This window comes from Caulobacter sp. UC70_42 (genome assembly GCF_044056025.1).
Lineage (GTDB): Bacteria > Pseudomonadota > Alphaproteobacteria > Caulobacterales > Caulobacteraceae > Caulobacter.
Genome location: NZ_CP171994.1, coordinates 1,584,631 through 1,608,804 on the forward strand (window position 1 = coordinate 1,584,631; position 24,174 = coordinate 1,608,804).

At 68.7% G+C, this 24,174-nt stretch carries 24 protein-coding genes and 1 tRNA gene; 9 read left to right on the top strand and 16 right to left on the bottom strand.

Going from position 1 to position 24,174, the window contains the following annotated elements; genetic code table 11:
* Positions 1–10: 10 nt before the first annotated feature.
* Together moaB and moaC are read left to right on the top strand one after the other, a co-directional pair.
* On the top strand, positions 11–562 hold the full coding sequence (gene moaB / locus ACHMW8_RS08220; protein ID WP_125157298.1) for a molybdenum cofactor biosynthesis protein B: 552 nt from the start codon (positions 11–13) through the stop codon (positions 560–562).
* A complete protein-coding gene (moaC, locus tag ACHMW8_RS08225) occupies positions 559–1,038 on the top strand; it encodes a cyclic pyranopterin monophosphate synthase MoaC (RefSeq protein WP_125157297.1) in 480 nt (159 codons plus the stop codon). Before moaB ends, moaC begins: the two co-directional genes overlap by 4 nt.
* Here moaC and ACHMW8_RS08230 read toward each other — a convergent pair.
* The 6 genes from ACHMW8_RS08230 to tsaD all read right to left on the bottom strand — a co-directional run bounded on the left by ACHMW8_RS08230 (position 1,035) and on the right by tsaD (position 6,540).
* On the bottom strand, positions 1,035–2,834 hold the full coding sequence (locus ACHMW8_RS08230) for a methyl-accepting chemotaxis protein (protein ID WP_395445227.1): 1,800 nt from the start codon (positions 2,832–2,834) through the stop codon (positions 1,035–1,037). The two genes, moaC and ACHMW8_RS08230, sit on opposite strands and share 4 nt — an antisense overlap.
* Positions 2,835–2,952: 118 nt before the next feature.
* Entirely contained in the window at positions 2,953–3,729 is a 777-nt protein-coding gene (locus tag ACHMW8_RS08235; protein ID WP_395445228.1) for a class I SAM-dependent methyltransferase, read from the bottom strand.
* Between the two features lie 45 nt (positions 3,730–3,774).
* The gene (locus ACHMW8_RS08240; RefSeq protein WP_395445229.1) at positions 3,775–4,140 is read right to left on the bottom strand and encodes a Rieske (2Fe-2S) protein; all 366 of its coding nucleotides are present in this window, start codon (positions 4,138–4,140) and stop codon (positions 3,775–3,777) included.
* 4 nt (positions 4,141–4,144) lie between these two features.
* Positions 4,145–4,426 (bottom strand): YciI family protein, encoded by a 282-nt coding sequence (locus tag ACHMW8_RS08245; RefSeq protein ID WP_395445230.1) that lies wholly within the window; start codon positions 4,424–4,426, stop codon positions 4,145–4,147.
* Positions 4,427–4,444: 18 nt separating this feature from the next.
* A complete protein-coding gene (locus tag ACHMW8_RS08250; RefSeq protein ID WP_395445231.1) occupies positions 4,445–5,440 on the bottom strand; it encodes an NAD(P)H-dependent glycerol-3-phosphate dehydrogenase in 996 nt (331 codons plus the stop codon).
* Complete coding sequence (gene tsaD, locus ACHMW8_RS08255) at positions 5,437–6,540, bottom strand: tRNA (adenosine(37)-N6)-threonylcarbamoyltransferase complex transferase subunit TsaD (protein WP_395445232.1); 1,104 nt, start codon at positions 6,538–6,540, stop codon at positions 5,437–5,439. Before tsaD ends, ACHMW8_RS08250 begins: the two co-directional genes overlap by 4 nt.
* A gap of 71 nt (positions 6,541–6,611) precedes the next feature.
* Here tsaD and hemC point away from each other — a divergent pair, with 71 nt between their 5' ends.
* The 6 genes from hemC (at position 6,612) to ACHMW8_RS08285 (ending at position 11,239) form a co-directional block, all read left to right on the top strand.
* Positions 6,612–7,580, top strand: coding sequence for a hydroxymethylbilane synthase (gene hemC / locus ACHMW8_RS08260; RefSeq protein ID WP_395445233.1), 969 nt, complete (start codon positions 6,612–6,614; stop codon positions 7,578–7,580).
* Between the two features lie 4 nt (positions 7,581–7,584).
* Positions 7,585–8,271, top strand: coding sequence for a uroporphyrinogen-III synthase (locus tag ACHMW8_RS08265; RefSeq protein WP_395445234.1), 687 nt, complete (start codon positions 7,585–7,587; stop codon positions 8,269–8,271).
* Between the two features lie 45 nt (positions 8,272–8,316).
* Positions 8,317–9,210, top strand: a complete 894-nt coding sequence (locus ACHMW8_RS08270) for a COG4223 family protein (RefSeq protein ID WP_395445235.1) — start codon at positions 8,317–8,319, stop codon at positions 9,208–9,210.
* Positions 9,207–10,751 (top strand): heme biosynthesis protein HemY, encoded by a 1,545-nt coding sequence (locus tag ACHMW8_RS08275; protein WP_395445236.1) that lies wholly within the window; start codon positions 9,207–9,209, stop codon positions 10,749–10,751. The genes ACHMW8_RS08270 and ACHMW8_RS08275 overlap by 4 nt, the downstream gene beginning before the upstream one ends.
* A 40-nt stretch (positions 10,752–10,791) precedes the next feature.
* Positions 10,792–10,868: transfer RNA gene (locus ACHMW8_RS08280), tRNA-Thr, on the top strand.
* A 71-nt stretch (positions 10,869–10,939) separates the two neighbouring features.
* The gene (locus ACHMW8_RS08285) at positions 10,940–11,239 is read left to right on the top strand and encodes a hypothetical protein (protein WP_395445237.1); all 300 of its coding nucleotides are present in this window, start codon (positions 10,940–10,942) and stop codon (positions 11,237–11,239) included.
* A gap of 7 nt (positions 11,240–11,246) precedes the next feature.
* Here ACHMW8_RS08285 and ACHMW8_RS08290 read toward each other — a convergent pair whose 3' ends face one another.
* From ACHMW8_RS08290 to ACHMW8_RS08320, 7 genes are all read right to left on the bottom strand, one after another.
* Entirely contained in the window at positions 11,247–11,897 is a 651-nt protein-coding gene (locus ACHMW8_RS08290) for a hypothetical protein (protein ID WP_395445238.1), read from the bottom strand.
* Between the two features lie 131 nt (positions 11,898–12,028).
* Positions 12,029–14,227, bottom strand: coding sequence for a 3-hydroxyacyl-CoA dehydrogenase NAD-binding domain-containing protein (locus tag ACHMW8_RS08295; RefSeq protein ID WP_395445239.1), 2,199 nt, complete (start codon positions 14,225–14,227; stop codon positions 12,029–12,031).
* A 20-nt stretch (positions 14,228–14,247) separates the two neighbouring features.
* Positions 14,248–15,453: an acetyl-CoA C-acetyltransferase gene (locus ACHMW8_RS08300; RefSeq protein ID WP_395445240.1), complete on the bottom strand. Its 1,206-nt coding sequence runs from the start codon at positions 15,451–15,453 to the stop codon at positions 14,248–14,250.
* Between the two features lie 64 nt (positions 15,454–15,517).
* Positions 15,518–15,904, bottom strand: a complete 387-nt coding sequence (locus ACHMW8_RS08305) for a hypothetical protein (protein WP_125157283.1) — start codon at positions 15,902–15,904, stop codon at positions 15,518–15,520.
* Positions 15,901–17,064 (bottom strand): acyl-CoA dehydrogenase family protein, encoded by a 1,164-nt coding sequence (locus ACHMW8_RS08310; protein WP_395445241.1) that lies wholly within the window; start codon positions 17,062–17,064, stop codon positions 15,901–15,903. The genes ACHMW8_RS08305 and ACHMW8_RS08310 overlap by 4 nt, the downstream gene beginning before the upstream one ends.
* 2 nt (positions 17,065–17,066) lie before the next feature.
* Positions 17,067–18,860 (bottom strand): acyl-CoA dehydrogenase C-terminal domain-containing protein, encoded by a 1,794-nt coding sequence (locus tag ACHMW8_RS08315; protein ID WP_395445242.1) that lies wholly within the window; start codon positions 18,858–18,860, stop codon positions 17,067–17,069.
* Positions 18,861–18,949: 89 nt separating this feature from the next.
* Entirely contained in the window at positions 18,950–19,429 is a 480-nt protein-coding gene (locus ACHMW8_RS08320) for a MerR family DNA-binding transcriptional regulator (RefSeq protein ID WP_125157280.1), read from the bottom strand.
* Between the two features lie 192 nt (positions 19,430–19,621).
* Here ACHMW8_RS08320 and ACHMW8_RS08325 point away from each other — a divergent pair, with 192 nt between their 5' ends.
* The gene (locus ACHMW8_RS08325; protein WP_395445243.1) at positions 19,622–20,281 is read left to right on the top strand and encodes a helix-turn-helix transcriptional regulator; all 660 of its coding nucleotides are present in this window, start codon (positions 19,622–19,624) and stop codon (positions 20,279–20,281) included.
* 19 nt (positions 20,282–20,300) lie between these two features.
* On the opposite strand, the gene ACHMW8_RS08330 is transcribed toward ACHMW8_RS08325, so the two are convergent.
* From ACHMW8_RS08330 to pgm, 3 genes are all read right to left on the bottom strand, one after another.
* Positions 20,301–20,510 carry a hypothetical protein gene (locus tag ACHMW8_RS08330; protein WP_125157278.1) on the bottom strand — a complete coding sequence of 70 codons (210 nt, stop codon included), beginning with the start codon at positions 20,508–20,510 and terminating at the stop codon, positions 20,301–20,303.
* Positions 20,511–20,692: 182 nt separating this feature from the next.
* Positions 20,693–22,351, bottom strand: a complete 1,659-nt coding sequence (locus ACHMW8_RS08335) for a lysine--tRNA ligase (protein WP_395445244.1) — start codon at positions 22,349–22,351, stop codon at positions 20,693–20,695.
* 139 nt (positions 22,352–22,490) lie between these two features.
* Positions 22,491–24,128: a phosphoglucomutase (alpha-D-glucose-1,6-bisphosphate-dependent) gene (pgm, locus tag ACHMW8_RS08340; protein WP_395445245.1), complete on the bottom strand. Its 1,638-nt coding sequence runs from the start codon at positions 24,126–24,128 to the stop codon at positions 22,491–22,493.
* Positions 24,129–24,174 lie beyond the last annotated feature (46 nt).

Genomic DNA, 24,174 nt, shown 5'->3' on the forward strand with positions numbered 1-24,174 from the left:
GAGAGACGGAATGACCGAAGCGCTGAAGCCGGGCGGCGGGATCAAGCCGGACCTTCCGTTCAAGCCGGTTCGCGTGGCCGTGCTGACCATCTCCGACACCCGCGACGAGGAGAGCGACACCTCGGGCCAGATCCTGGTGGACCGGGTCAAGGCCGCTGGCCACGAACTGGGCGGTCGGGCGGTGGTCCGCGACGACGTCGAGCAGATCCGTCGCCAGGTCCGCGACTGGATAGACGCCAAGGCCGTCGACGCCATCGTCACCACCGGCGGCACCGGCCTGACCGGCCGGGACGTCACCCCCCAGGCCCTGGAGCCGTTGTTCGACAAGAAGATCGACGGCTTCTCGGTGATCTTCCACCTGGTCAGCTACGCATCGGTGGGTCTGTCGACCTTGCAGTCGCGGGCCACGGCCGGGTTGATCGACGGCGTCTTCGTCTTCTGTCTGCCGGGCAGCAACGGCGCGGTGCGCGATGGCTGGGACAAGGTCATCTCCGCGCAATTGGACAGCCGTCACAAGCCCTGCAACATGGTCGAGCTGATGCCGAGGCTTCTCGAGCAGTGAGCAAGCTCACCCACATCGACGAGCAGGGCCGAGCCCGCATGGTCGACGTCTCCGACAAGCCGGCGACGGCGCGCGAGGCGGTGGCGAGCGGTTTCGTGCGGATGCGCGCCGAGACCCTGGCCCTGGCGGTGTCGGGCTCGGGCCGCAAGGGCGACGTCCGCGCGGTGGCCGAGCTGGCCGGCGTGATGGCCGCGAAGAAGACTTCGGACTTGATACCGCTGTGCCATCCGCTGGCGCTGTCGAAGGTGGTGGTCGAGGTCGAACCGGCCGAAGGCGGGCTGTCGGTGACGGCGCGGGTCAAGACCACGGGACCGACGGGCGTCGAGATGGAAGCCCTGACGGCGGCGTCGGTGGCCTGCCTGACGATCTACGACATGCTGAAGGCCGCCGAGAAGGGCATGGTCATCGAGGCCGTGCGACTGCTCGAAAAGACCGGCGGCAAGTCGGGAGACTGGGCGGCGGACTCGCCGGCCTAAGCCGCCCGACGCCGCGCCGTCTCATCCGCGATCCGCAGTTCGCCCATCCGCTGCGTCAGGCGCGTGGCTTCCTGCGACAGCGCGTGGCTAGCCGCCGTCGTCTCTTCCACCATGGCCGCGTTCTGCTGGGTCACCTGATCCATCTGGTTCACGGCCCCGTTGACCTCCGCCAGGCCCCGGGCCTGTTCCTGAGCCGAGGCGGCGATGGCGCGAACCAGGCCGTCGATCTGCTCGACCTCGGCGGCGATGGCGCGCAGGGCCTCGCCTGCCTTACCGACGAAGTCGACGCCCTGATCGACCTCGGCGGCGCTGGCGGCGATCAGGCTCTTGATCTCCTTGGCGGCGTCGGCCGAGCGTTGAGCCAGGGCCCGCACTTCTTGGGCGACGACCGCGAAGCCGCGACCGGCTTCGCCCGCGCGCGCGGCCTCGACGCCGGCGTTCAGCGCCAGCAGATTGGTCTGGAAGGCGATCTCGTCGATCACCCCGATGATCTGGCCGATCTGGCTGGAGGACTTCTCGATCGCGCCCATGGCTCCGACGGCCTGGTCGACGATGTCGCCGCTGGCCCCGGCCGCCTCCCGGGCGCGCTGGACTACGGCGCGGGCGCGGTCGGCGCCCTCGGCGGTCTGGCGCACGGTGGAGGTGATCTCGTCGAGGGCGGCGGCCGTTTCTTCCAGGCTGGCGGCCTGCTGCTCTGTCCGGCGGGACAGGTCGTCGGCCGCGTCGGTGATCTCCCGCGCGCCGCCGTGGATCATGCCGGTGGCTTCCAGGGCCGCCGCGATCACGCCCGACAGCTTCTCGACGGCGATGTTGAAATCGACCCGCAGCCGCTCGTAGCCGGCCGGAAACGGACGCTCCAGCCGTTGCGTCAGGTCGCCCTCCGACATCGACCTCAATGCGCTGGCCAGGCTCTCGACCACGGCCTTCTGAGTGGCTTCGGCCTCGTCGCGGCGTGCTTCGGCTTCGGCGCGCTCGATCTCCAGAGCGTCGCGGACGTCGGCGGCTTCCAGCTCCTTGCGGCGGGCCTCGACGGTTTCGTGGAAGGTCTGAAGGGCCTCGGCCATCTGGCCGATCTCGTCCCGGCCGCGCATTTCGGGCAGCTTCACCGAAAGGTCGCCGGCCGCCAGACGGCGCAGGGCACGGGTAATCTCGACCAGAGGCGCGACCAGACCTTTCTTGGCGGCGATCATCAGGATGGCGGCGAAGGCGGCGGCGATCAGCAGCAGCGCGCCCATCACCAGCTGGCCCAGCAGGCTCATCGTCTTGGCGGCCTTGGCGTCGCGGGTGGCGGCGGCCTCGATCTTCGTCGAGGCCTCTTCCATCTTGGTCTCGAGGGCGGAGAACTGCCTGGAGAAGCCGGGTAGTCCGGCGCGCGCGCCGGCCGCGTCGGCGCCGGCCTGGCCGACGATCGCGTCGGCCGAGGCGATGTAGGTCGTCAAGGGGGTCTCGACATCCGCGAGGGCGGCCTTGACCGCCGGATCGCGGGCTAGCTGGGCGCTCATGGCGATGTCGGTCTTGAACGCCTGGATGTGCTCGGTGAGATCCGCGCGGACGGCCTTGAGGTCGACGCCCAGGGCCGGGTCGGAGGACATGATCCCGCCCATGACGTCCGCGCGCAGGGCGTCGTGCATCATGTCGGCATGCATGTGCAGCCGCAGGATCTTGGCGGAGGTCTCGGAGCGGGTGAGGGCCGAGTCGAGGCTCATCGCCACCCAGAAGCCCGTGCCGGCCGTGGCCGCGCACAGCAGCGCCGCGCCGGCGGCCGCTCCCATGACCTTCTGACCCAAGGACGCCATATCGGTATCTCCCCACGACGATCGCGATTTCGCGAGGCAGAATGCGGGGACAGATATCTAGCGGTCCTTAACCTTGGCGAGGTCGGGCCGGCGACATAATGTCGCGTATCAATGATATCTAGCGCGGGATCTCGGCGGTCTTGATCAGGGCGACCTGGCGATAGACGGCGGCGACCTCGAAATAGCGGCCAAAGGCGGCGTGGAACTGATCGACGGCCTGCTTCACGCCCGGTCCGCCGATCTCGCTGATGTCGTGCCAGTAGTCGTCCAGCACCATCATCCCGCCGACGCTCAGCAGGCTGGCGCAGAAGCAGAGATCGATCAGCACGGCCAGGGCCGTGTGGCTGCCGTCGACATAGATCAGGTCGAACTGTTCGTTCCGCTCCAGCATCTGGGGCAGGATGTAGGTGGAAAAGCCCTTGTGGGTGTCGAGGCTCTTGAAGCCGCATTTGGCCATGTTGCGGGCGAAGCGCGGCTCGACGGCGTGGTACTTCTCTTCCGGGTTCAGGGCCTCGTCGAACCAGGGGTCGATGACGGTGACCGCCAGGCGTTGCGGCAGCAGCCAGTCCATGAAGGCGAGGTTGCGGCCCTCATAGGCGCCGATCTCCATATAGCGGATCGTCTCGCCCTCGGGGCGCTTGGCCGCGAAATCGCGCAGCAGCGGGGTCACGAACGGGATGTTGTTGCTGGCCCAGGTCGAGGTGAACTCGAAGCCCGCCTGTTCTGCGTAGGCGTTGAACGCGTCGACCACCGCCGGGTCGCGCTGGCCGCCCAGCATGGTCCTGGCCAGGTTCGAGGCCAGGCGCGGATTGATCTTGGTCAGCGAGCGCAGCTTGGCGAGCCCGGCGCGGTGGGTGACCGTCTCGGCGTCGAAGTGCATGTCGGCGGCGGTCATGGTCCGGTTCCTCGCGATCTTTGGCGGGACCGTACGGGAAAGGTCTTAAGCGACGATGATCTGGCCTTCGCGGACCTCGACCGGCCAGGGGAACAGCTTGTCGCCCGCGCAGGGGCCCGCCACGCAGACTCCGTCCTCGATGTTGAACAGGGCCGCGTGGCCCGCGCACAGGATCAGGTCGTTCTCGCGGGTCAGGTAGCGGCCCGCGAAGCCGGCCAGCGGCCAGCCGGCGTGGGGGCAGCTGTCCAGATAGCCGACCACCTGTTCGTCCTTGCGGACCACGAACCCGGCGAACATCGCGTCGCCCTCGCGCCAGCGGAAGCCCTTCGCGCCCGGCGAGGGGATCTCGTCCAGCGCGCAGAGCACAGTCCCGGGCGCGGGGCGGGCGGCATTGTCCGGGTCCGTTCGCAAGGGATCAGAGCGAGCCGATCGCCACGCGCCAGGGACGAACCTCGACGCTTTCGAACACGCCGGCGGCGGTGAACGGGTCATTGTCCGCCTGGGCCTGGGCGGCGGCCAGGTCCTCGGCCTCAACGATCAGCAGCGAGCCGATCGGATCGCCGTCGTCGCCCAGCAGGGCGCCCGCCAGCTTCAGGCCCTGGGACTGGTTCAGATAGTCCAGGTGTGTCGGGCGCGTCGCCAGGCGGGTTTCCAGCGCGCCGGGCTTGTCCTTGCAGATGATGGCGAAGAGGGCCATGCGGTCGTTCCTTACTGACTAGGCTTCGGATTTGAGAGGGCGCGACAGCAGGCGCGCTATGGCGGCGTCGACCCCAATCTCGCCAGCCAGGATGGCGGCCACGGCCTCGCAGATCGGAACCTCGACCCCGACCTTGCGGGCCAGGGCGCGGACGGCCGGGGCCGAGGCGACGCCTTCGGCTACGGACACCTTGCCCGCCAGGGCTTGCTCCAGGGTCAGACCCTGGCCGAGCGCCAGGCCGACGCTCATGTTGCGCGATTGCGGGCTGGAGCAGGTCAAGACGAGGTCGCCCAGACCGCACAGACCCGAGAGGGTCTCAGGCTTGGCCCCCAGGGCCACGGCCAGGCGGGTCAGCTCGGCGAAGCCGCGGGTGATCACCGAGGCGTGGGCGTTACGGCCCAGGCCCTTGCCCTCGACCACGCCGCAGGCGATCGCCAGGACGTTCTTGACCGCCCCTCCGGCCTCGGCGCCGATCAGGTCGCTGGCCGTATAGGGACGGAAGGTCGGGGTGGCGATGGCCTCGGCGATGGCTCGGCCCAGAGCCTCGTCCGCACAGGCCAGGGTGACGGCGGCCGGAAGGTTTCGGGCCACTTCGCCGGCGAAGCTGGGTCCCGACAGCACGGCGATCGGCGCGTCCGGCAGGGCCTCGGCGGCGACCTCCGTCATCAGTTTCAGCGTGCCCTGCTCAACGCCCTTGGCGCACAGCACGATCGGCGCGCCGGCCTGGCGATGCGGGGCGAAGGCCGCCAGCGCGGCGCGCAGGTGCTGGGCCGGGGCCACGGCCAGGATCAGGTCGCAGGCGGCGAGGGCCGCCAGCTCCGTCACGGCCGTGATCCCGGGTTCGAGCCCGACACCGGGCAGGAACACCACGTTCTCGTGGCGCTCATTGACGGCCGTCACGACCTCCGGCTCGCGGGCCTGCAGGGTGACCTGGAGACCGGCGCGGGCGCAGACCTGGGCCAGGGCGGTGCCCCAGGCGCCGGCGCCGATGACGCCCACGTGCTTGAAGGTCATGCCTTGGCTCCCTTGCGTCCGTAGGCGTTGGCGGGGTTGGCCAGCGCCGCAGCCTCGTCCAGCGGCCAGCGCGGTCGGGCGACCGCGTCGAGGTCGTCGAAGATCCCCAGCGCCAGCCGCTCGGCCCCCGCCAGGGCGATCATGGCGGCGTTGTCGGTGCAATAGGCAAGCGGGGGGGCGGCGAAGGAAAAGCCGTTCTTCTCGCAGTCGGCCAGCAAAGCCGCGCGCACCGCGCCATTGGCGGCCACTCCGCCGGCGACGACGAAACGCAGGTCGTCCGCACCGTGACTGTCCCTGTAGAGCTTCATGGCTCGGTCGACTCGCTCGGACAGTTGGCGGGCGATGGCGGCCTGGACGGCGGCGGCCAGATCGCGGCGCTCGTCGTCGGTCGTCAGGGTCTCGGCGATTCGCGCGGCGGCGGTCTTCAGGCCAGAGAACGAGAAGTCGCAGTCCTTGCGGCCCAGCAGCGCGCGGGGCAGGGCGTAGCGCGTGGCGTCGCCGCCGACCGCCAGCTTCTCCAGCGCCGGACCGCCCGGATAGGGCAGGCCCAGGCTCTTGGCGATCTTGTCGAAGGCCTCGCCGGCAGCGTCGTCGATCGTGGTGCCCAGGCGCTTGCAGGCTCCGACGCCGGAGACCTCCAGCAACTGGCAGTGCCCGCCCGAGACCAGCAGCAGCAGGAACGGATAGGCGATGTCGGCGCCCAGGCGGGCCGAGACCGCGTGACCTTCCAGATGGTTGACGGCCACGAGCGGCACGCCGCGCGCCAGCGATACGGCCTTGCCGAACGCCAGACCGACCATGACCCCGCCGACCAGGCCCGGCCCGGCCGTGGCGGCCACGCCATCGAGATCGTCGAAGGTAAGGCCCGAGGCGCGCATGGCCTCGGCGGCGATGGCGTCGATCGACTCCACATGGGCGCGGGCGGCGATCTCGGGCACCACGCCGCCGAACGGAGCGTGTTGCTCGAACTGGGTGCCGATGACCGAGGACAGCACCGTCACCGCCCCGTCCGGCGCGCGGCGCACGACCGAGGCCGCGGTCTCGTCGCAGCTGGTTTCCAGGCCGAGGATGGTGAGGGTCGAATCCGTAAGGACAGTCATTCGTTGCGGGCTTCCCGCCGCTCCTGTAGCAGCGAAGATGAAATCTTGTCTCCGCAGGTAACGTTCCGACCGTGTCCCGGCAACCTCCCATCCGTATCGGCGCGCGTGGCTCCAAGCTCTCCCTGGCCCAGTCGGGGCTGATGCAGGCGCGGATCGCGCATGCGCTGGGCGTCCCCGTCGGCGCTTCTCAGGAAGAGATAGAGGCCGCCGCCCCGCTGATCCCGATCGTCACCAGCGGCGACCGCATCCAGGACCGCCGCCTGATGGAGATCGGCGGCAAGGGGCTCTTCACCAAGGAGATCGAGGAGGCCCTGCTGGACGGTCGGATCGACTGTGCGGTGCATTCGCTGAAGGACATGCCGGCCGAGCTGCCGCCGGGCCTGATCCTCGCCGCGACGCCCGAGCGCGAGGATCCGCGCGACGCCTTCATCAGCCATGTCGCCGAGCGGCTGGAAGACCTGCCGAAGGGCGCGCGCCTGGGCACCGCGTCCCTGCGTCGCCAGGCTCAGGCTCTGCATGTGCGGCCCGATCTCGAGATCGTCATGCTGCGCGGCAATGTCGACACCCGCCTGGCCAAGCTGGAGCGCGGCGAGGCCGACGCCATCCTGCTGGCTCAATCGGGCCTGAACCGTCTGGGCCTGGGTCACCTGACCCGCAGCTGGCTCGACCCGGACGCCGCGCCGCCGGCCCCGGGCCAAGGCGCGCTCGTCATAGAGACCCGCCTCGAAGACGCCCATGCGCCCTGGCTTCAGGCCGTCAGCTGCTGGGAGACGACCGTCGCCGTCGCCGCCGAGCGCGGGGCGCTCTACGCCCTGGAAGGCTCATGCCGGACGGCCATCGGCGCCCGCGCGGCGCTTGATGGTTCGCGCCTGACCCTGATCGTCGAAGCCTTGACCCCGGACGGCGCCCAGCGGTTCCGCCGGCGGGGCGAAACCACCCTCTCGGGGGCGGACGACATCGTCGAGGCCCGCGCCCTGGGCCTGGAGCTAGGCGCACAGGTTCGCGTCGAGGGCGGCGACGCCATCCTGCAGCCGGAATAGCGGAATGACCGTGGGCGCGCCGGTCTGGATCACCCGCGCCCGTCCCGGCGCCCTGGCCACCGCCGAGCGTGTTCGGGGCCTGGGCTTCACGGCCATCGTCGATCCCCTGCTGGCGGTCGAGAGCCTGGACGTCCAGCTCGATCTCTCGCACATCGCCGCCCTCGCCTTCACCAGCGCGAACGGGGTCGAGGCCTTCGCGCGGCTGTCGGACGAACGCGGCCTGCCGGTGTTCGCCGTCGGCCGGGCCACGGCCAAGGCGGCGCGGGGCGAGGGCTTCGCGTCGGTCTCCAGCGCCGACGGGGACGTCGAGGATCTCTGCGCGCTGATCGCCGCCGGGGCTCACGGATCGGTGCTGTGGGCTGGGGCCAGGGAGCCGGCCGGCGATCTCGTCGGCATGCTGCGCGGCCGCGGGCTGATGGCCACGGGCGTTGCCGTCTACGAGACGCTCGAGCGGGCTCCGTCCGAGGACACCCTGGCGCGGCTGGACGCGCCAGCGGCGGTCCTGTTGCACTCGCCCCGCGCGGCCCGCGTCCTGGCGGCGATCCTGCGCCAGCGACCCGCGCTGACCGCGCGATTCCTGTGTCTCTCAGAGGCCGTCGCCGCCCCTCTGAGCGACATCGCCGAACCCGGGTCTGTGACCTTCGCGCCGCGTCCGGACGAATCCGCCCTCCTGGACCTGCTCAATAGCTAAGCACGACGTTGCGAAGCATCGCGGCCTGGGGCACGAATGGACCTCATGAACGCCGCTCCCGATCCCGCTGAAATCGTCGCCCCCAGCGACCCGGCGCTATATGCCCGCCGCCGCGTGATGGGACCCGGCGTCTGGATCTGGTTGATCCTCTGCGTGCTCTGCATCGCCCTCGGCGCCGGTGTCGCGCACTACGGTCCCACCCTGTTCAAGTCCAAGGCCGCGCCGATCGGCGGCGAAGTCTCGGCCGCGCCCAGTCCGCGGGCGGTCGTCGATCGCGTCGCCATAGGCTCGGCCCTGCCGGTCGACGGCGGGACCAGCGCCGCGGCCCCGCCGGCCGCCGATCTCGAGCGCCTCGACGGCAGAATCGCCGCCCTAGAATCCAGCCAAAGGGGCGTGACCGAGGCGGCGACCGCCGCCTTGGCGGTTTCCGCGCTCGCGGAGGCCACCGAGACCTCGCGACCATTCGGCCAGGAGCTGGCCGGCTTGCAGCGGGTGTTGCCGCCCTCGCCCGACCTGCGGGCGCTTAGCGAGCTGGCTGACAAGGGCGCCCCGACCCGCGCCGGACTGGCCGTGCAGTTCGGGGCCCTGGCCGGCCGCGCCGCCAGCGCCTCGCGCGATCCCGGACCGGACGCCGATCTGTTCTCGCGCATCCGCTACGCCCTCTCCAGCATCGTCTCGATCCGTCATGTCGGCTCGACGACCGGCTCGACGCCCGACGCCATGCTGGCCCGCGCCCAGGCCCTGCTGGACGACGGCGATGTCGAGGGCGCGGTCCAGGCGCTGGACCCGCTGCCCGACGCCGCCCGCGTCGTGCTGGCCCCGTGGATCAACGCCGCCAACCGCCGCATCGAGATCGACCGACACGTCGCCGCCATTCGCGCCGACGCCCTGACCGACCTGTCTCGTGTCACGGGGATGGGCCCCCAGGGGCAGCCATGACCCGCGTCGCCTTCGCTCTCTTCCTGGTCGCCGCCGTCGCGGTCACCGTTCTGGCCCTGACCGGCGAGCCGGGCCGCGCCGCGCTGGACTGGATGGGCTGGCGGATCGAGATGACCGCCGCCGCCGCGGCCCTGCTGACCCTATTCTCGGCTTTGGCCTTCACCCTGCTGTGGCGCGGCGTGATCTGGATTGTCGAGGCCCCCCGCCGCGCCGCCCGCGCTCGCGCGGAGGCCAAGCGCAAGTCGGCGATCGAGGCCCTGTCGCGCGGTTTCCTGGCGGTCGCCGCCGGCGACGGCTCAGAGGCCCGCCGCCTGGCCCAGAAGTCGGCCGAACTGGCCGAGGACGCCCCGGCCCTGGTCCGCGTGCTGGCGGCCCAGGCGGCAGAGGCGGCTGGCGACCTCACCGCGGCCAAGAACGCCTACAACGCCATGCTCGGCTTCCCCGAGATGCGCCTGGCCGGTCTGCGCGGCCTGATGCTGGCGGCCGAGGCCGAGGGCGACCGCCCCACGGCCATTCGTCACGCCGAGACGGCCTACGGCCTCACGCGCACCGCCCGCTGGGCCTGGCGCGCCCTGCTGGAGGCTCGGCTGGAGGTCGGCGACTGGGCCGCGGCGCTGGATCTCGTCCAGGGCGCCCTGGAGCGCAAGATCGTCTCGCCGGTCGTCGCCGACCGCAGCCGCGCCGCGCTTCTGGCCGCTTCGGCCGCCAGTCTGGAAGATAGCCCCGAGCCCAAGGCCCGCGCCCAGGCGCTGGACTTCGCCACCCAGTCGGTGAAGCTGAAGCCCGACTTCGCCCCCGGCGTGGTGATGGCCGCCCGCCTGCTGGCCGACGACGGCAAGGTCGCCAAGGCCGGCCAACTGATCGAGACGGCCTGGAAGGCGGAGCCGCATCCGGCGCTGTGGCTGGCCTATCGCGACCTGAAGACCAACGAGACTCCCAAGGCCCGCGGCCAGCGCCTGGCCGCCCTGGCCGCGATGAAGCCCGAGCCGCGCGAGAGCCGTATCCTGCGCGTCGAGAGCGCCCTGATCGGCGGTGACCCCGTCGCCGCCCGCGCCGCCGCCCGCCTGCTGGACGCCGAGGCTCCAACCGCCCGTTTCGCCGGCCTGATGGCCCGCGTCGCCGCCGCCAATGGCGAGGCCGACGAGGCCCGCGCCTGGATCGCCCGCGGCGTCGAGGCGCCGCAGGAGCCGGACTGGTCCGACCTCGACCCCGAGGGCCGCGCCTTCGCCTATCGCCCGGAGGACTGGGCTAGGCTGGTCGGCAGCTATGGCGAGACCGGTCGGTTGATCCATCCGCGCCACGAACGCCGCGAGCGGACGATGAGCGACCTGCCCGAGCTGCCCTCGGCCTATGCTGACTACGCGGCGTCGACGCCGTTCATCCGCGCGGCCGAGACCGGCGGCGCCCTGATGCCCGTCCCGGACGACCCCGGCGTGTTCGACGCCCCGCCGATTTCCGACCCGCCGGAAGGCAGTCCGGCGCCCCGCCGCAATTCTGGTGCAAGACGGCGCTTGGCAAGTGGCTCGCGCGCCGCTAAATAGGCGCTCCCTTCGCCCTGGAGCTCTGCTTCGGGGTGCGTGGGCCGCCTTAGCTCAGCCGGTAGAGCGGCGCATTCGTAATGCGTAGGTCAGGTGTTCGAAGTCACCTAGGCGGCACCACTCCTTCTTTCCCTTCTGAAATCCGGAACTCTCGTGGCGACGGCTCCGTTCGTGTCTCGAAGGAGTTCCCCATGTCCGATCGCGTTGACGACGATACCGCCCTCGAGGAAGTCATGCGTTTCTCGAACTCGCCGCCGGAGGAAGGCTCCGCCGACGACGAGCGGTTCGGAGCGCGGCTGCGGCAGGTGATCGCGGCGGCGATTCGGTTGGATGAGAGCGAAGATCCGGCGGATGGTCCGACCCTGCAGCTGGACGACGATCTGCGCGGTCGGCTGGAGGCCCTGGCGAAGAAGCGGGGCGGTAACCACTATTTTGGCGACCATCCGGACGGCATAGGTCCGACACTGGGCATGGACGTGAGCAAGTCCTAGGCGGCGCTCAGTCGTCCCAGCCCTTGCGCTTCTTCTTCTTGCCCAGGGCGAAGATCCCCGGATATGGCCCCTTGCCGACGCGATAGAGGCACCATTCGTCGTCCTTGGCGCAGTCGCCGTCGAACGCGGCCTTCTTGTCCGGGTCGATGGCGGCGTACATCGGCGCGGTGCGCGAGCGCTGGCCATCGGCCTCGGCGCAGGCGGCCTTCTGGTCGCGGTTCAGGGCGACGGCCTTCTCATGGCGGCAACCCAGGCTTTCGCGCAGGCTGTCGTGGGTCTGGTCGCTCTGCTCGACCAGCTTGCGGGCGGTGAAGCCAGGCGGGGCGACGATCGCTTGCGGACCCGGGGGCTTGGCGGTCGTGGGCGGGACCGGAATGACTGTCGGCGAGGGCAGCGGGGGCGAGACGGCGCTTCGCCGGGTTTGGTCCGGCGTAAATGGGGCTGGCGCGGGCGTATCGACGGAGCGAGACGGCGCGTCCAGCAGTTGCGCCTCGATGACCGGCGGTTCGACCAGTTGGGGCAGCCAGCGCGCCCCGGAAACCAGGGCCAGCAGCACCAGGACGTGAGCGGTCAGAACCGCGCCCAGGGCCGTGAGGTTGCGCCGCAGATCCCGTCGTGAGGGGCGCCGCCAGGTTCCGATGGCGATCGCCGTACTCATGATGTCTCCAGGCGCTGCGGCGCTGGATATGGGTATGCGCGCGATACGGCGCGAGCGTGGCCGTACGGGACAAGAAAAAGGCCCGATGTTTCCACCGGGCCTTTGCCTGTTTCAGCGATGGGACTGGAGGGTTACGCCGCCACCTTCGCCTTGACGCCGAAGCGCCCGTAGAAGGTCTCGCCCTTTTCGGCCATCTCGCGCAGCAGGGCCGGCGGCGCGAAGCGCTTCCCGTACTGCTGGGCCAGGCGGTCGCAGGTCTCGACGAAGGCCTTGGCGCCGACGCCGTCGATCAGGCTGATCGGGCCGCCGGTCCAGGGCGCAAAACCCCAGCCCAGGATGGCGCCGACATCGGCCTCGCGCGGGTCGACGATGACGCCTTCCTCGAAGCAGCGGGCCGCTTCGACGGCTTGGCGATACAGCAGGCGGGTGCGGATCTCTTCGATCAGCTTGGCGTCGGCGTCCTTGGTGGTCACCGGCGCCAGTTCGGCCAGACCCGGCCACAGCTTCTTCTGACCGCCTTCCGGATAGTCGTAGAAGCCCTTGCCGTTCTTGCGGCCGAGGCGGCCCAGTTCGACGACCATCTTTTCCAGAACCGGGGCGAACGGACGCTCCTCGTACTTGTCGCCGAGGTCCTTCTTGGTCTGTTCGCCGATCTTGTAGGAGAGGTCGAGCGCGACGTCGTCGTTCATCTCCAGCGGGCCGCGGGGCATGCCGGTGGCGCGGCCGACATTGTCGATGATGGCGGGGGCGATGCCCTCGGCCATCATTTCCAGGCCTTCCTGCACGAAGGTGCCGAAGCAGCGGCTGGTGTAGAAGCCGCGGCTGTCATTGACGACGATCGGGGTCTTCTTGATCTTCAGGACGTAGTCGATCGACTTGGCCAGGGCTTCCTGGCTGGTCTGCTCGCCCATGATGATCTCGACCAGACCCATCTTGTCGACCGGCGAGAAGAAGTGGATGCCGATGAACGAGGCCGGGCGGACGCTGGCCTTGGCCAGACCGGTGATCGGCAGGGTCGAAGTGTTGGAGCCGAAGATTGCGGTTTCGGCCAGCTGGGCCTCGGCCTTCTTGGTGACCTCGGCCTTGACGTCGCGGTTCTCGAACACGGCCTCGACGACGAGGTCACTGCCCTTGACCTGCGCGTAGTCGGCGGTCGGGTGGATCAGGGCCAGGATGGCCTCGCCCTTCTCGGCCGTCATCTTGCCGCGCGAGACGGCCTTCTTGACCAGGCCCTCGGCGTAGCCCTTGCCCTTCTCGGCGGCTTCCTGCGACTGGTCGATCAGGACGGTCTCGATACCGGCCATGGCTTGGACATAGGCGATGCCCGCGCCCATCATGCCGGCGCCCAGGACGGCGACCTTCTTGACGTCATAGTGCGGGACATTGGCCGGACGGCCCGAACCCTTGCCCAGCTCCTGCAGCGACAGGAATAGGGTGCGGATCATGCCCTTGGCCTGGGGTGTCATCATGGTCTTCAGGAAGTAGCGGGTCTCGATCCGCAGGGCGGCGTCGAACGGCACCTGCGTGCCTTCATAGACCGCCTTCATGATGTTCAGCTGGGCCGGGTAGTTGCCATAGGTCTGCTTGCGCAGCATGGCGTTGCCCATCACGAAGACCTGGCTGCCGGTCGGGGTGTAGGGACCGCCGCCCGGAAGCTTGAAGTCCTTCTTGTCCCACGGGGCGACGGGATCGCCCTTGGTCTTGACCCAGGTCTTGGCGGCTTCCACCACCTGGTCGGCCGGAACGACCTCGTGCACGACCTTGTTGGCCAGGGCCTCGGCCGGCTTCATCGACTTGCCTTCCAGCAGGTACGGCGCGGCGGCCATCACGCCCATCAGGCGCGGCAGGCGCTGGGTGCCGCCGGCGCCCGGCAGCAGGCCGACCTTGGCTTCCGGCAGGGCGAGCTGGATCTTCGGATTGTCGGCGACCACGCGGTAGTGGCAGGCCAGGGTGATCTCCAGGCCGCCGCCCATGGCCAGGCCGTTGATGGCCGCCGCCACCGGCTTGCCGCAGGTTTCCAGGGCGCGGAACGCCTTGTTCAGCGCAAAGCCCGCCTCGAAGGCGGCCTTCAGGCCCTCTTCGCCCGGCTTGCCGCCGCCCAGGCCGCCCGAGCCGCCAAGCTCACCCAGATCGGCGCCGGCGCAGAAGCCGGTCGTCTTGCCCGAGGTGATGACGGCGCCCTTGATGGCCTCGTCGCTCTTGATGCGCTCGACGACGTCGCCGATTTCCTTGATGACCGAAGCGGTCAGGGTGTTCATCGAGCGGCCGGGCACGTCGAAGGTGACCAGGGCCACGCCGTCGGAATCGACCTCGATCTTGAAGTTTTCCATAGGTGTCAGGTCCTTAAGTCTTAGACGCGTTCGATGACGGTGGCGGTGCCCATGCCGGCGCCGACGCACAGGGTGATCAGGGCGGTTTCCTTGTCCGAGCGTTCCAGCTCGTCGAGCATGGTCCCCAGGATCATCGCGCCGGTGGCGCCCAGCGGGTGGCCCATGGCGATGGCGCCGCCGTTCACGTTCATCTTGTCGTGCGGGATGTCCAGCGCCTGCATCATGCGCAGGACGACGGCGGCGAAGGCCTCGTTCAGCTCGTAGAGGTCGATGTCCTTGACCTCCATCTTCAGCTTCTTGAGCAGCTTCTCAGTGACCAGCGAGGGGCCGGTCAGCATGATCGAGGGCTCCGAGCCGATCGAGGCCGCGCCCTTGATGCGGCCGCGGGCCTTCAGGCCCAGGGCCTCGCCCATTTCCTTGGTGCCGATCAGCACGCCGGCGGCGCCGTCGACGATGCCCGAGCTGTTGCCGGCGTGGTGGACGTGGTTGATCTTTTCGACCTGCGGATAGCGCTGGGTGACCACGGCGTCGAAGGCCATCTCGCCCATGCCCGTGAACGACGGGTTCAGCGAGGCCAGGGTCTGCATGGTGGTCGAGCCGCGCACGGTCTCGTCGTGGTCGAGGATGGTCAGGCCCAACTGGTCCTTCACGCCGATCACCGACTTCTTGAAGCGGCCGTCGGCCCACGAGGCGGCGGCGCGCTTCTGGCTTTCCACGGCGTAGGCGTCGACGTCATCGCGCGAGAAGCCATACAGCGAGGCGATCAGGTCGGCCGAGACGCCCTGCGGGGCGAAATAGGTCTTGAAGGCCGAGGACGGGTCGGTCGGCCAGGCGCCGCCGTCGCTGCCCATGGGCACGCGGCTCATGCTCTCGACGCCGCCGCCGATGGCCATCTGGGCTTCGCCCGAGGCGACCTTGGCCGCGGCCATGTTCACGGCTTCCAGGCCCGAGGCGCAGAAGCGGTTGATCTGCACGCCGGCGACGCTTTCGGCGTAGTCGGCGGTCAGGACGGCGGTGCGGGCGATGTCGCTGCCCTGTTCGCCGACGGGCGCGACGCAGCCCAGGATGACGTCGTCGACCTTGCTGGTGTCCAGGCTGTTGCGGTCACGCAGGGCTTCCAGCACCTGGGTGGCCAGCGACAGGGACGTGATCTCGTGCAGAGACCCGTCCTTCTTGCCCTTGCCGCGCGGGGTGCGCACGGCGTCGAAAATGTAAGCGTCAGCCATGGAATGGCTCCTTCCTGCGAAGTGGTGTTCGTGTCGTTGAAAGCGCGGTCGTCGGGGACCGGCCTTAGGGTTTCCAGTTGCCGATCGGGTACTTGCCGATGGGCTCGCACTTGAGGCCGCTGGCGCCGGCCTTGGCCCGGTAGTAGAGGCGCGAACCGAACTCTGGCGGGGGCAGCGAGCAGGCGGTGAAGCCCGAGGTCGTGACCTCCAGCTTCCACTCGGCGATCTTCGAGCGCAGCAGCGTGTTGCAGACGTCCTTGCCGGGCGGCGTCAACGGCAGCTTGAAGGCGCCCGGTTGCGGGCGCTTGCCGACCAGTTCGCCGGAGAAGGTCAGGGGGCGCGGACCGGGGGCGGCGCGCACGCAGACCACGGCCGAGCGGGCGTCGGCTTGAGCGGGAGCCGGCGCGGCGGCGGGGCCGGCCAGCAACGCGATGAGGGGCAGTACGATCACAGCGTCCTCGCGATCAGGAGTTTCATGATCTCGTTGGTGCCGCCGTAGATGCGCTGGATGCGGCTGTCCTTGTACATGCGCGCGATCGGATACTCGTTCATGAAGCCGTAGCCGCCGAACAGCTGAAGGCAGCGGTCGACGATCTTGTTTTCCAGGTCCGACACCCAGTACTTGGCCATCGAGGCGGTGGCCGCGTCCAGCTTGCCCGCCAGGTGCTGCTCGATGCAGTGGTTGGTGAAGACCCGCGCCACGGTCGCCTCGGTCTTGCACTCGGCGAGGACGAACTGGGTGTTCTGGAAGTCGATGATCGCCTTGCCGAACGCCTTGCGGTCCTTGACGTAGGCGATGGTCAGCTCCAGCGCGCGTTCGATCGTCGCCATGCCCTGCACGGCGATGTTCAGGCGTTCCTGCGGCAGCTGGCCCATCAGCTGGAAGAAGCCCTGGCCCTCGTCGGCCCCCAGCAGATTCTCGGTCGGGACCTTCACGTCGTTGAAGAAAAGCTCGGAGGTGTCCTGGGCCTCGTGACCCAGCTTGTCCAAGTTGCGACCGCGCTCGAAGCCCTCGGCCCCATCGGTTTCGACGATCACCAGGCTGGTCCCGCGCGCGCCGCCGGCTGGATCGGTCTTGGCCACCACGATGATCAGATTGGCCGTCTGGCCATTGGTGATGAAGGTCTTGGAGCCGTTAATGACGTACTGGTTGCCCACCTGTTTGGCGGTGGTCTTGACGCCCTGCAGGTCCGAACCGGCGCCCGGCTCGGTCATGGCGATGGCGCCGACCAGTTCGCCGGTGGCCAGGCGCGGGAGCCAGCGCTGCTTCTGCTCTTCGGTGCCGTAGTGGAAGATGTACGGCATGACGATGGCGTTGTGCAGGCTGATGCCGAAGCCGTCGACGCCCTTGCGACCCAGCATGTCCATCAGCACGACCTCGTGGCGATAGTCGCCGCCGGCCCCGCCGTACTGTTCGGGCGTGGAGAGGCCGAGCAAGCCGGCCTCCCCCGCCTTGGTCCACATGTCGCGGTCGACGCAATGGTTCCTGCGCCATTTCGCGACCGTGGCTTCTGGCGCGTGCTCGTCGAAGAACTTGCCCACCGCGTCCTCGAAGATCGCGATGTCCTCTTCGGCCATGAAGGCGGGTTTTTCGACGTTGAGCACGCTCATGATCAGAAGGCCTCCGCGGGCAGCGCCATCAGGGTCGCCGAACCGGTCTTCAGCTTGGCCAGATGCGCCCCAGCGTCAGGCAAGATGCGTTCGATGAAATAGCGGCCCGTGGTCAGCTTGGTCGTGAAGAACGGGTCGGACGAGCCGGCCGCGATCTTGGCGTTGGCGGCCTTGGCCATCAGCGCCCACATGTACGCCAAGCCGGTCAGGCCGAAGAGGTGCATGTAGTCGGTCGAGGCCGCGCCGGCGTTGTCGGGATTCTGCAGGCCGTTCTGCATCAGCCACATGGTGCCGTCCTGCAGTTGGGCCTTCACGCCGGCCAGGGCCTCGATGAACGGCTTCAGGCTTTCGTCGCTGTCGTTCTCACCGATGAACTGGTCGATCTCCTGGAAGAAGGTCATGACCGCGCGGCCGCCCTTGGCGGCCAGCTTGCGGCCGACCAGATCCAGCGCCTGCACGCCGTTGGTCCCTTCGTAGATCAGGGCGATGCGGCAATCGCGCATGAACTGGCTGACCGGGAAGTGCTCGGTGAAGCCGCTGCCGCCGTGCACCTGCACCGCGTTCGAGCAGACCTCGAAACCCTTGTCGGTCAGATAGCCTTTCAGCACCGGCGTCATCAGGCCCATATAGTCCGACGACTTTTCACGCACCGCCGCGTCCGGATGGACGTGCGACAGGTCGCCGTGCAGGGCGGTCCAGAACAGGAAGGCGCGGCCGCCTTCGATCAGGGCCTTGCTCTCCAGCAGCATGCGGCGGACGTCCGGGTGGACGATGATCGGGTCGGCCGGGCCGTCGGCGTTCTTCGGACCCGTCAGCGAGCGGCCCTGCAGACGATCCTTGGCGAAGGCGACGGCGGCCTGATAGGCGGCCTCGCCCTGGGCCACGCCCTGCATGCCGACGCCCAGGCGGGCCTCGTTCATCATCACGAACATGATCTTCAGGCCGGCGTTTTCCTCGCCGATCAGATAGCCCTCGGCGTCGTCGTACTGCATCACGCAGGTGGCGTTGCCGTGGATGCCCATCTTCTCTTCCAGGCCGACGCACTTGACGCCCTGGTTACGCTCGCCCACCGAGCCGTCGGCCTTGGGGAAGAACTTCGGCACGATGAACAGGCTGATGCCCTTAACGCCCGCCGGGGCGCCCTCGATGCGGGCCAGGACCAGGTGGACGATGTTGTCCGACATGTCGTGCTCGCCGGCCGAGATCCAGATCTTCTGGCCGGTGATCCTGTAGCTGCCGTCGGCCTGCGGAACCGCTTTGGTGCGCAGAAGGCCCAGATCCGTGCCGCAGTGCGGCTCGGTCAGGTTCATGGTGCCGGTCCATTCGCCGGTGACCATCTTGGGCAGGTAGGTCTGCTTCTGTTCGTCGGTGCCGCCCGTGTGGATGGCCGAATAGGCGCCGTGGGCCAGGCCCGGATACATCGAGAAAGCCATGTTGGCCGAGCTCGACATCTCGCTGAAGGCCAGGTTGACGACGTGCGGCAGGCCCTGGCCGCCATAGGCGGGATCCGAGCCCAGGCCGGTCCAGCCGCCTTCGCACAGCTGCTTGTAGGCGTCCTTGAAGCCCGGCGGCGTCGTGACGACGTTGGTGGCCGGATCCAGCTTGCAGCCGGTCTTGTCGCCGACCGTGTTCAACGGGGCCAGGACCTCGCCGGTGAATTGGGCGGCGGCCTCGAGGATCTGCTCGACGGTCTCGAACGGCGCGTCGGAGAAGCCGGGCAGGTCGCCGTGCTGATCGATGTTGAGCACGTCACGCAGGATGAAGGCGTGGTCGCGAACGGGCGGCTGGTAGGTCATGAAACGGTCCTGGCTAGGATCGGGAGGAAAAACGGATGTGCGGTCGCCGTCTCGCGCGCGTCTGCACGGAGCCGGCGTCGCGGGAGGTCTTACTTGCCCAGCATGGCTTCGGCATGACCGTCGAGGCGGGCGCGCAGCACCTGTTCGTAGTCGGCCGCGCGGGGCAGCAGGTCGGGTCGGATCTCGGCGAGGCGACGTTCCAGGCGGTTGCAGGCTTCGCGCAGCTCGATCAGGGCGTTGTCGATGTCTTCGCGCTGTTGCTCCAGTGCGTTGGCGCGTTCACGGAACTTCTTCAGAGAGCGGGCCATCTGCGCCGCGCCCTCGTCGTTCTCGTCATAGAGATCGAGCAGTTCGCGGATCTCGGTGAGCGACAGGCCCACGCGCTTGCCGCGCAGGATCAGCTGCAGGCGGACGCGATCCTTGTGGGAATAGACTCGGTTCAACCCTTCGCGGGCCGGATTCAGCAGGCCCTTGTCCTCGTAGAAGCGCAGGGCGCGCGGCGTGGCTTTGAATTCGTTGCAGAGCTGACGGATCGTGAAGGTCCGCTCGGGACGTCGCAGGTCGGCCATGGATGGAAACCTCCCAATGAAGAGGGCCTGGCTACCGCGGCCGGGCCGCTTTGTTATCGTTGATCACCCTAAACCCGATCCCGGGCGTACGTCAACGCTTACGTAAACGTCAATCTACGGGTCGGCGATAGGTTTACTTTCCTAGCTCGCGAGGCGTATTTTCCTCGCGCGGCAGCGCTCAAGGAGGCGTCATTGGCGACCCTCTCTCACGGCGAAATCTGGCGGGCGATCGACGCCCTGGCCGAGCGCTTCGACATGACGCCTTCGGCCATGGCCCGGATGGCGGGCCTGGATCCCACCAGCTTCAATCGCTCCAAGCGCGGCTCGGCCAAGGCGGACGGCCGCGCGCGCTGGCCCTCGACCGAGAGCCTGGCCAAACTTCTGGAAGCGACGGGGGTCAATTTCTCGGAATTCGCGGCCCTCACCGAGCGCGCGCCGGCGCGGACGCCCAATGGAATGATCGGGGGCGGGCGCGGCGCGCCATTGATCGGCCTCGCCCAGGCTGGGCAGGACGGATTCTTCGACGAGGCGGGGATGCCGATCGGGGCCGGCTGGGACGAGGTCGCCGCCCCGGATCTGGGAGAGGGCCTGTTCGCGCTGGAAGTCACGGGCGGCGACCTGGCGCCGGTCTATCGCGACGGCGACCGACTTTTGGTCTCGCCCAGCCAGGAGCCCCGGAAAGGCGACCGCGTGGTGGCGCGAACGACCGCCGGCGAGGTGCTGGTGCGGGAGTTGGGACGGGTGACAGCCCGAACCCTCGAACTTGTCGCCCTGGACCACATCGGCGAGCCACGCCTGCTGCCGCGGGATGAGGTCGCCTGGGTCGCGCGAATCGTCTGGGTCAGCCAGTAGGGCCGAACCGAACGGGCTCCTAGGTGCGCGGGCAGCCGGCGTGGCTGTCGAGCAGCCAGGCGATCAGCGGACCAGCCGAGGGATCCTCGCACGACACGTCCAGGCGGTACGACGCCCAGGTGTCGTTGTGCGCGGCCTCGACATGGGCGTCGGGGAACTGCTGGATGATCCCGCCCAGAAGGGAATCGAATTCCTGACGGTCGGCGGGGCGGAGGGTGAACGAAGCCATGGTCCTAAACCTTGATGACTGATCTTGGTTCTGATGGTCCGAACCTAGACTCCGAAAGGTGGGCGGACCCTTAACCGCGTTTTCAGACTTCGTTCATTTTCAAGGACATGGTGTCGCAGGGCGCGCGGATTCACGGTCGCGCGCAAGCGGCGCCGCCAACGCCGCGCGTTAGGAAAATGGGGTTAGCCCAGCTTCTCTTCGATCAGCGCGATTGTCCGGTCGATGCCGAAGATCGCCGCGAACGAGCCGAAGCGAGGTCCCTGGCTCTGGCCCAGCAGCACTTCGTACAGGGCCTGGAACCAGGCGCGCAGAGGGTCGAAGCCGTGGGTCTTGCCGACCTCGAACACCTCGTTCTGGATCAGCTCGGCGTCCGGCGCGTCGGCCGGCATGGCCTTCAGCTTGGCTAGCAGATCCAGCATCGCGGCGCGCTCCTGGTCGGTCGGGGCGCGGAAGGTCTTCGTCGGTTTGACGAAGTCCTCGTAGTAGTTGATCGCGTAGCCGGCCAGGCGGTCCAGCAGCGGCTGGGTTTCCGGCGAGGCGCCCGGGATGTAGCGCGACAGGAAGCCCCAGAGGATCTCCTTGGTCGAGGCGTCGGCGGCCGACACCAGGTTCAGCATCAGGCTGAACGACACCGGCGAGCCGTGTTGCGGCGGGCGACCCGAGTGGATGTGCCAGACCGGATTGTCCAGCTGCTTGGCCGGCTCCTGGCGCTGGAAGGCGTCCAGCTGTTGCAGGTATTCGTCGGTCGCCTTGGGGATGACGTCGAAATAGAGCTTCTTGGCCGACTTGGGGCTCTGGAACATGTAGTACGACAGGCTCTCCGGCGCGCCGTAGCGCAGCCAGTCCTCCATCGACAGACCGTTGCCCTTGGACTTGGAGATCTTCTGGTTGTTCTCGTCCAGGAAGAGCTCGTAGTTGAAGCCTTCCGGCGGAACCCCGCCCAGCGCCCGGCAGATCGCGCCCGAGGCCTTTACCGAGTCGATCAGGTCCTTGCCCGACATCTCGTAGTCGACGCCCAGAGCGGTCCAGCGCATGGCCCAGTCGGGCTTCCACTGCATCTTCACGTGGCCGCCCGTGACCGGGACCTCGACCTTGGAGCCGTCCTCGTCCTCGAAGACGATCGTGCCCTTCTCGACGTTGCGCTCCAGGGTCGGGACCTGCAGCACCTTGCCGGTGGTCGGGCTGACCGGGAGGAACGGCGAATAGGTGGCCCGGCGCTCCTCGCCCAGGGTCGGCAGCATGACCTTCTGGATGGCGTCGAAGCGTTCCAGGGCGGTCAGCAGGGTCGCGTCGAACAGGCCGCTCTTGTAGCACTCGGTCGAGGAGACGAACTCGTACTCGAAGCCGAAGCCGTCCAGGAACGCGCGCAGGCGGGCGTTGTTGTGGGCGCCGAAGCTGTCATGGGTGCCGAACGGGTCGCGGACAACGGTCAGCGGCTTGCCCAGGTCCTCGATCAGCGGCTGCTTGTTCTCGATGTTGTCGGGAACCTTGCGCAGGCCGTCCATGTCGTCGCTGAAGGCGATCAGGCGGGTCGGGATGTGGTCGTCGACCAGCGCGCGGAAGGCGTGGCGCACCATGGTCGTGCGCGCCACCTCGCCGAAGGTGCCCAGGTGCGGCAGGCCCGACGGGCCGTAGCCGGTCTCGAAGATCACGGCCTTGGCCAGGGCCGGATAGGCTTTCACTGCCTCGTCGGTCTTGCCGGCGTCGATCAGGGCCTTGGCGGCGTCCTGGTCGGCGCGATCGGGAAGGCGCACGCGCAGGACGCGGGCGATGGTGGCGCGCGCCTGCTCGAACGGCCAGGAGCGGGCTTCGCGGGCGAGGGGGGAGAGGCCTTCAAACATGCGGGGCGGTATAAGCGGTGTATGCGCGAAGGGCTAGGGCGGTGCGAAACCTCGCCCTTCGACAAGCTCAGGGTGAGGTTTCTCTGCGACGCTCGAAGTAGCCCTCATCCTGAGCTTGTCGAAGGACGAGGGTGGTCCTTCAGCCCTTCAACGCCCCGGCCACGACCTCGCGCGCCTCGGCCTGGACCTGCTTCAGGTGATCGGGACCCAGGAACGACTCCGCGTAGATCTTGTAGACATCCTCGGTGCCGGACGGCCGAGCCGCGAACCAGGCGTTCTGGGTACAGACCTTCAGGCCGCCGATCGCCTCGCCGTTGCCGGGGGCGTTGGTGAGGATGTCGGTGATCGGTTCGCCGGCCAGGGTCTTGGCGCTGACGTCACTGGGGCTGAGCTTGGACAGGCGCGCCTTCTCCTCGCGAGTCGCCGGGGCGTCTACGCGGGCGTAGGATGGAGCGTCGTACTTCTTCGTCAGGTCGGCATAGAGCTGGCTGGCGCTCTTGCCCGTACTGGCCTGGATCTCGGCGGCCAGCAGTGCCAGCTGGATGCCGTCCTTGTCGGTGGTCCACACCCCGCCGTCGTGGCGCAGGAAGGCCGCGCCGGCCGACTCCTCGCCGCCGAAGCCGACCGAGCCGTCCAGCAGGCCGGGCACGAAATATTTGAAGCCGACCGGCACCTCGAGCAGGCGGCGGCCGAGCCCGGCCACCACGCGATCGATCATCGAGGACGAGACCAGGGTCTTGCCGACCGCCACGTCTGCGCCCCAGGCCGGACGATGGGTGAACAGGTACGAGATCGCCGCGGCCAGGTAATGGTTGGGGTTCATCAGTCCGCCGTCGGGGGTGACGATGCCATGGCGGTCGGCGTCGGCGTCGTTGCCGGTGGCGACGTCATAGGCCGCGCCGCCCTTCATGATCTCGATCAGGTTGGCCATGGCCGAGGGTGAAGAGCAGTCCATGCGGATCTTGCCATCGGTGTCGAGCGGCATGAACGCCCAGCGCGGGTCGATGGCGTCGTTGACGACCGTGAGGTTCAGCCCGTGGCGCTCGGCGATCGCGCCCCAGTAGGCGACCGCCGCGCCGCCCAGCGGATCGGCGCCGATTCGCACGCCGGCCGCGCGAATGATTTCCATGTCGATGACGCTGGGCAGGTCGTCGACATAGAGGCCGAGGAAGTCGTAGCGGCCCGCGGCCTTGTGAGCCTCGTCGAAGCTGACGCGCTTCAAGCCCGCCAGGCCCTGGGCCAGCAGGTCGTTGGCGCGAGCGGCGATGGCCGAGGTCGCGTCGCTGTCGGCCGGGCCGCCGCTCGGCGGATTGTACTTGATGCCGCCGTCGCGGGGCGGGTTGTGCGACGGCGTCAGCAGCAGGCCGTCGGCCTGCGCTGCGTTATCGCGGTTGTGAGTCAGGATGGCGTGCGAGACCGCCGGAGTCGGGGTGAAGCCGTCGCGGCTGTCGATCAGCGTGGTGACGCCGTTGCCGGCCAGGACTTCCAGCACCGAGCGGAAGGCCGGCTCCGAAAGCCCGTGGGTGTCGCGGCCGACGAAGATCGGACCGGTGATCCCCTGGGCGGCGCGATGCTCGACCACGGCCTGGGTGACGGCCAGGATGTGGTGCTCGTTGAATCCGCCGTCCAGGCTGGAGCCCCGATGACCCGAGGTGCCGAACACCACCTTCTGGGCGGGGTTGGCGACGTCGGGCTTGATCTCGAAATAGGCGCCGATCAGCGCGTCGAGGTCGATCAGATCTTCGGGAAGAGCGCGAAGGCCGGCGCGGCTGTGCATCGAGACTCCTGAGGTCTTGTCGTCGAAACGCGACGGGTCATTTCCC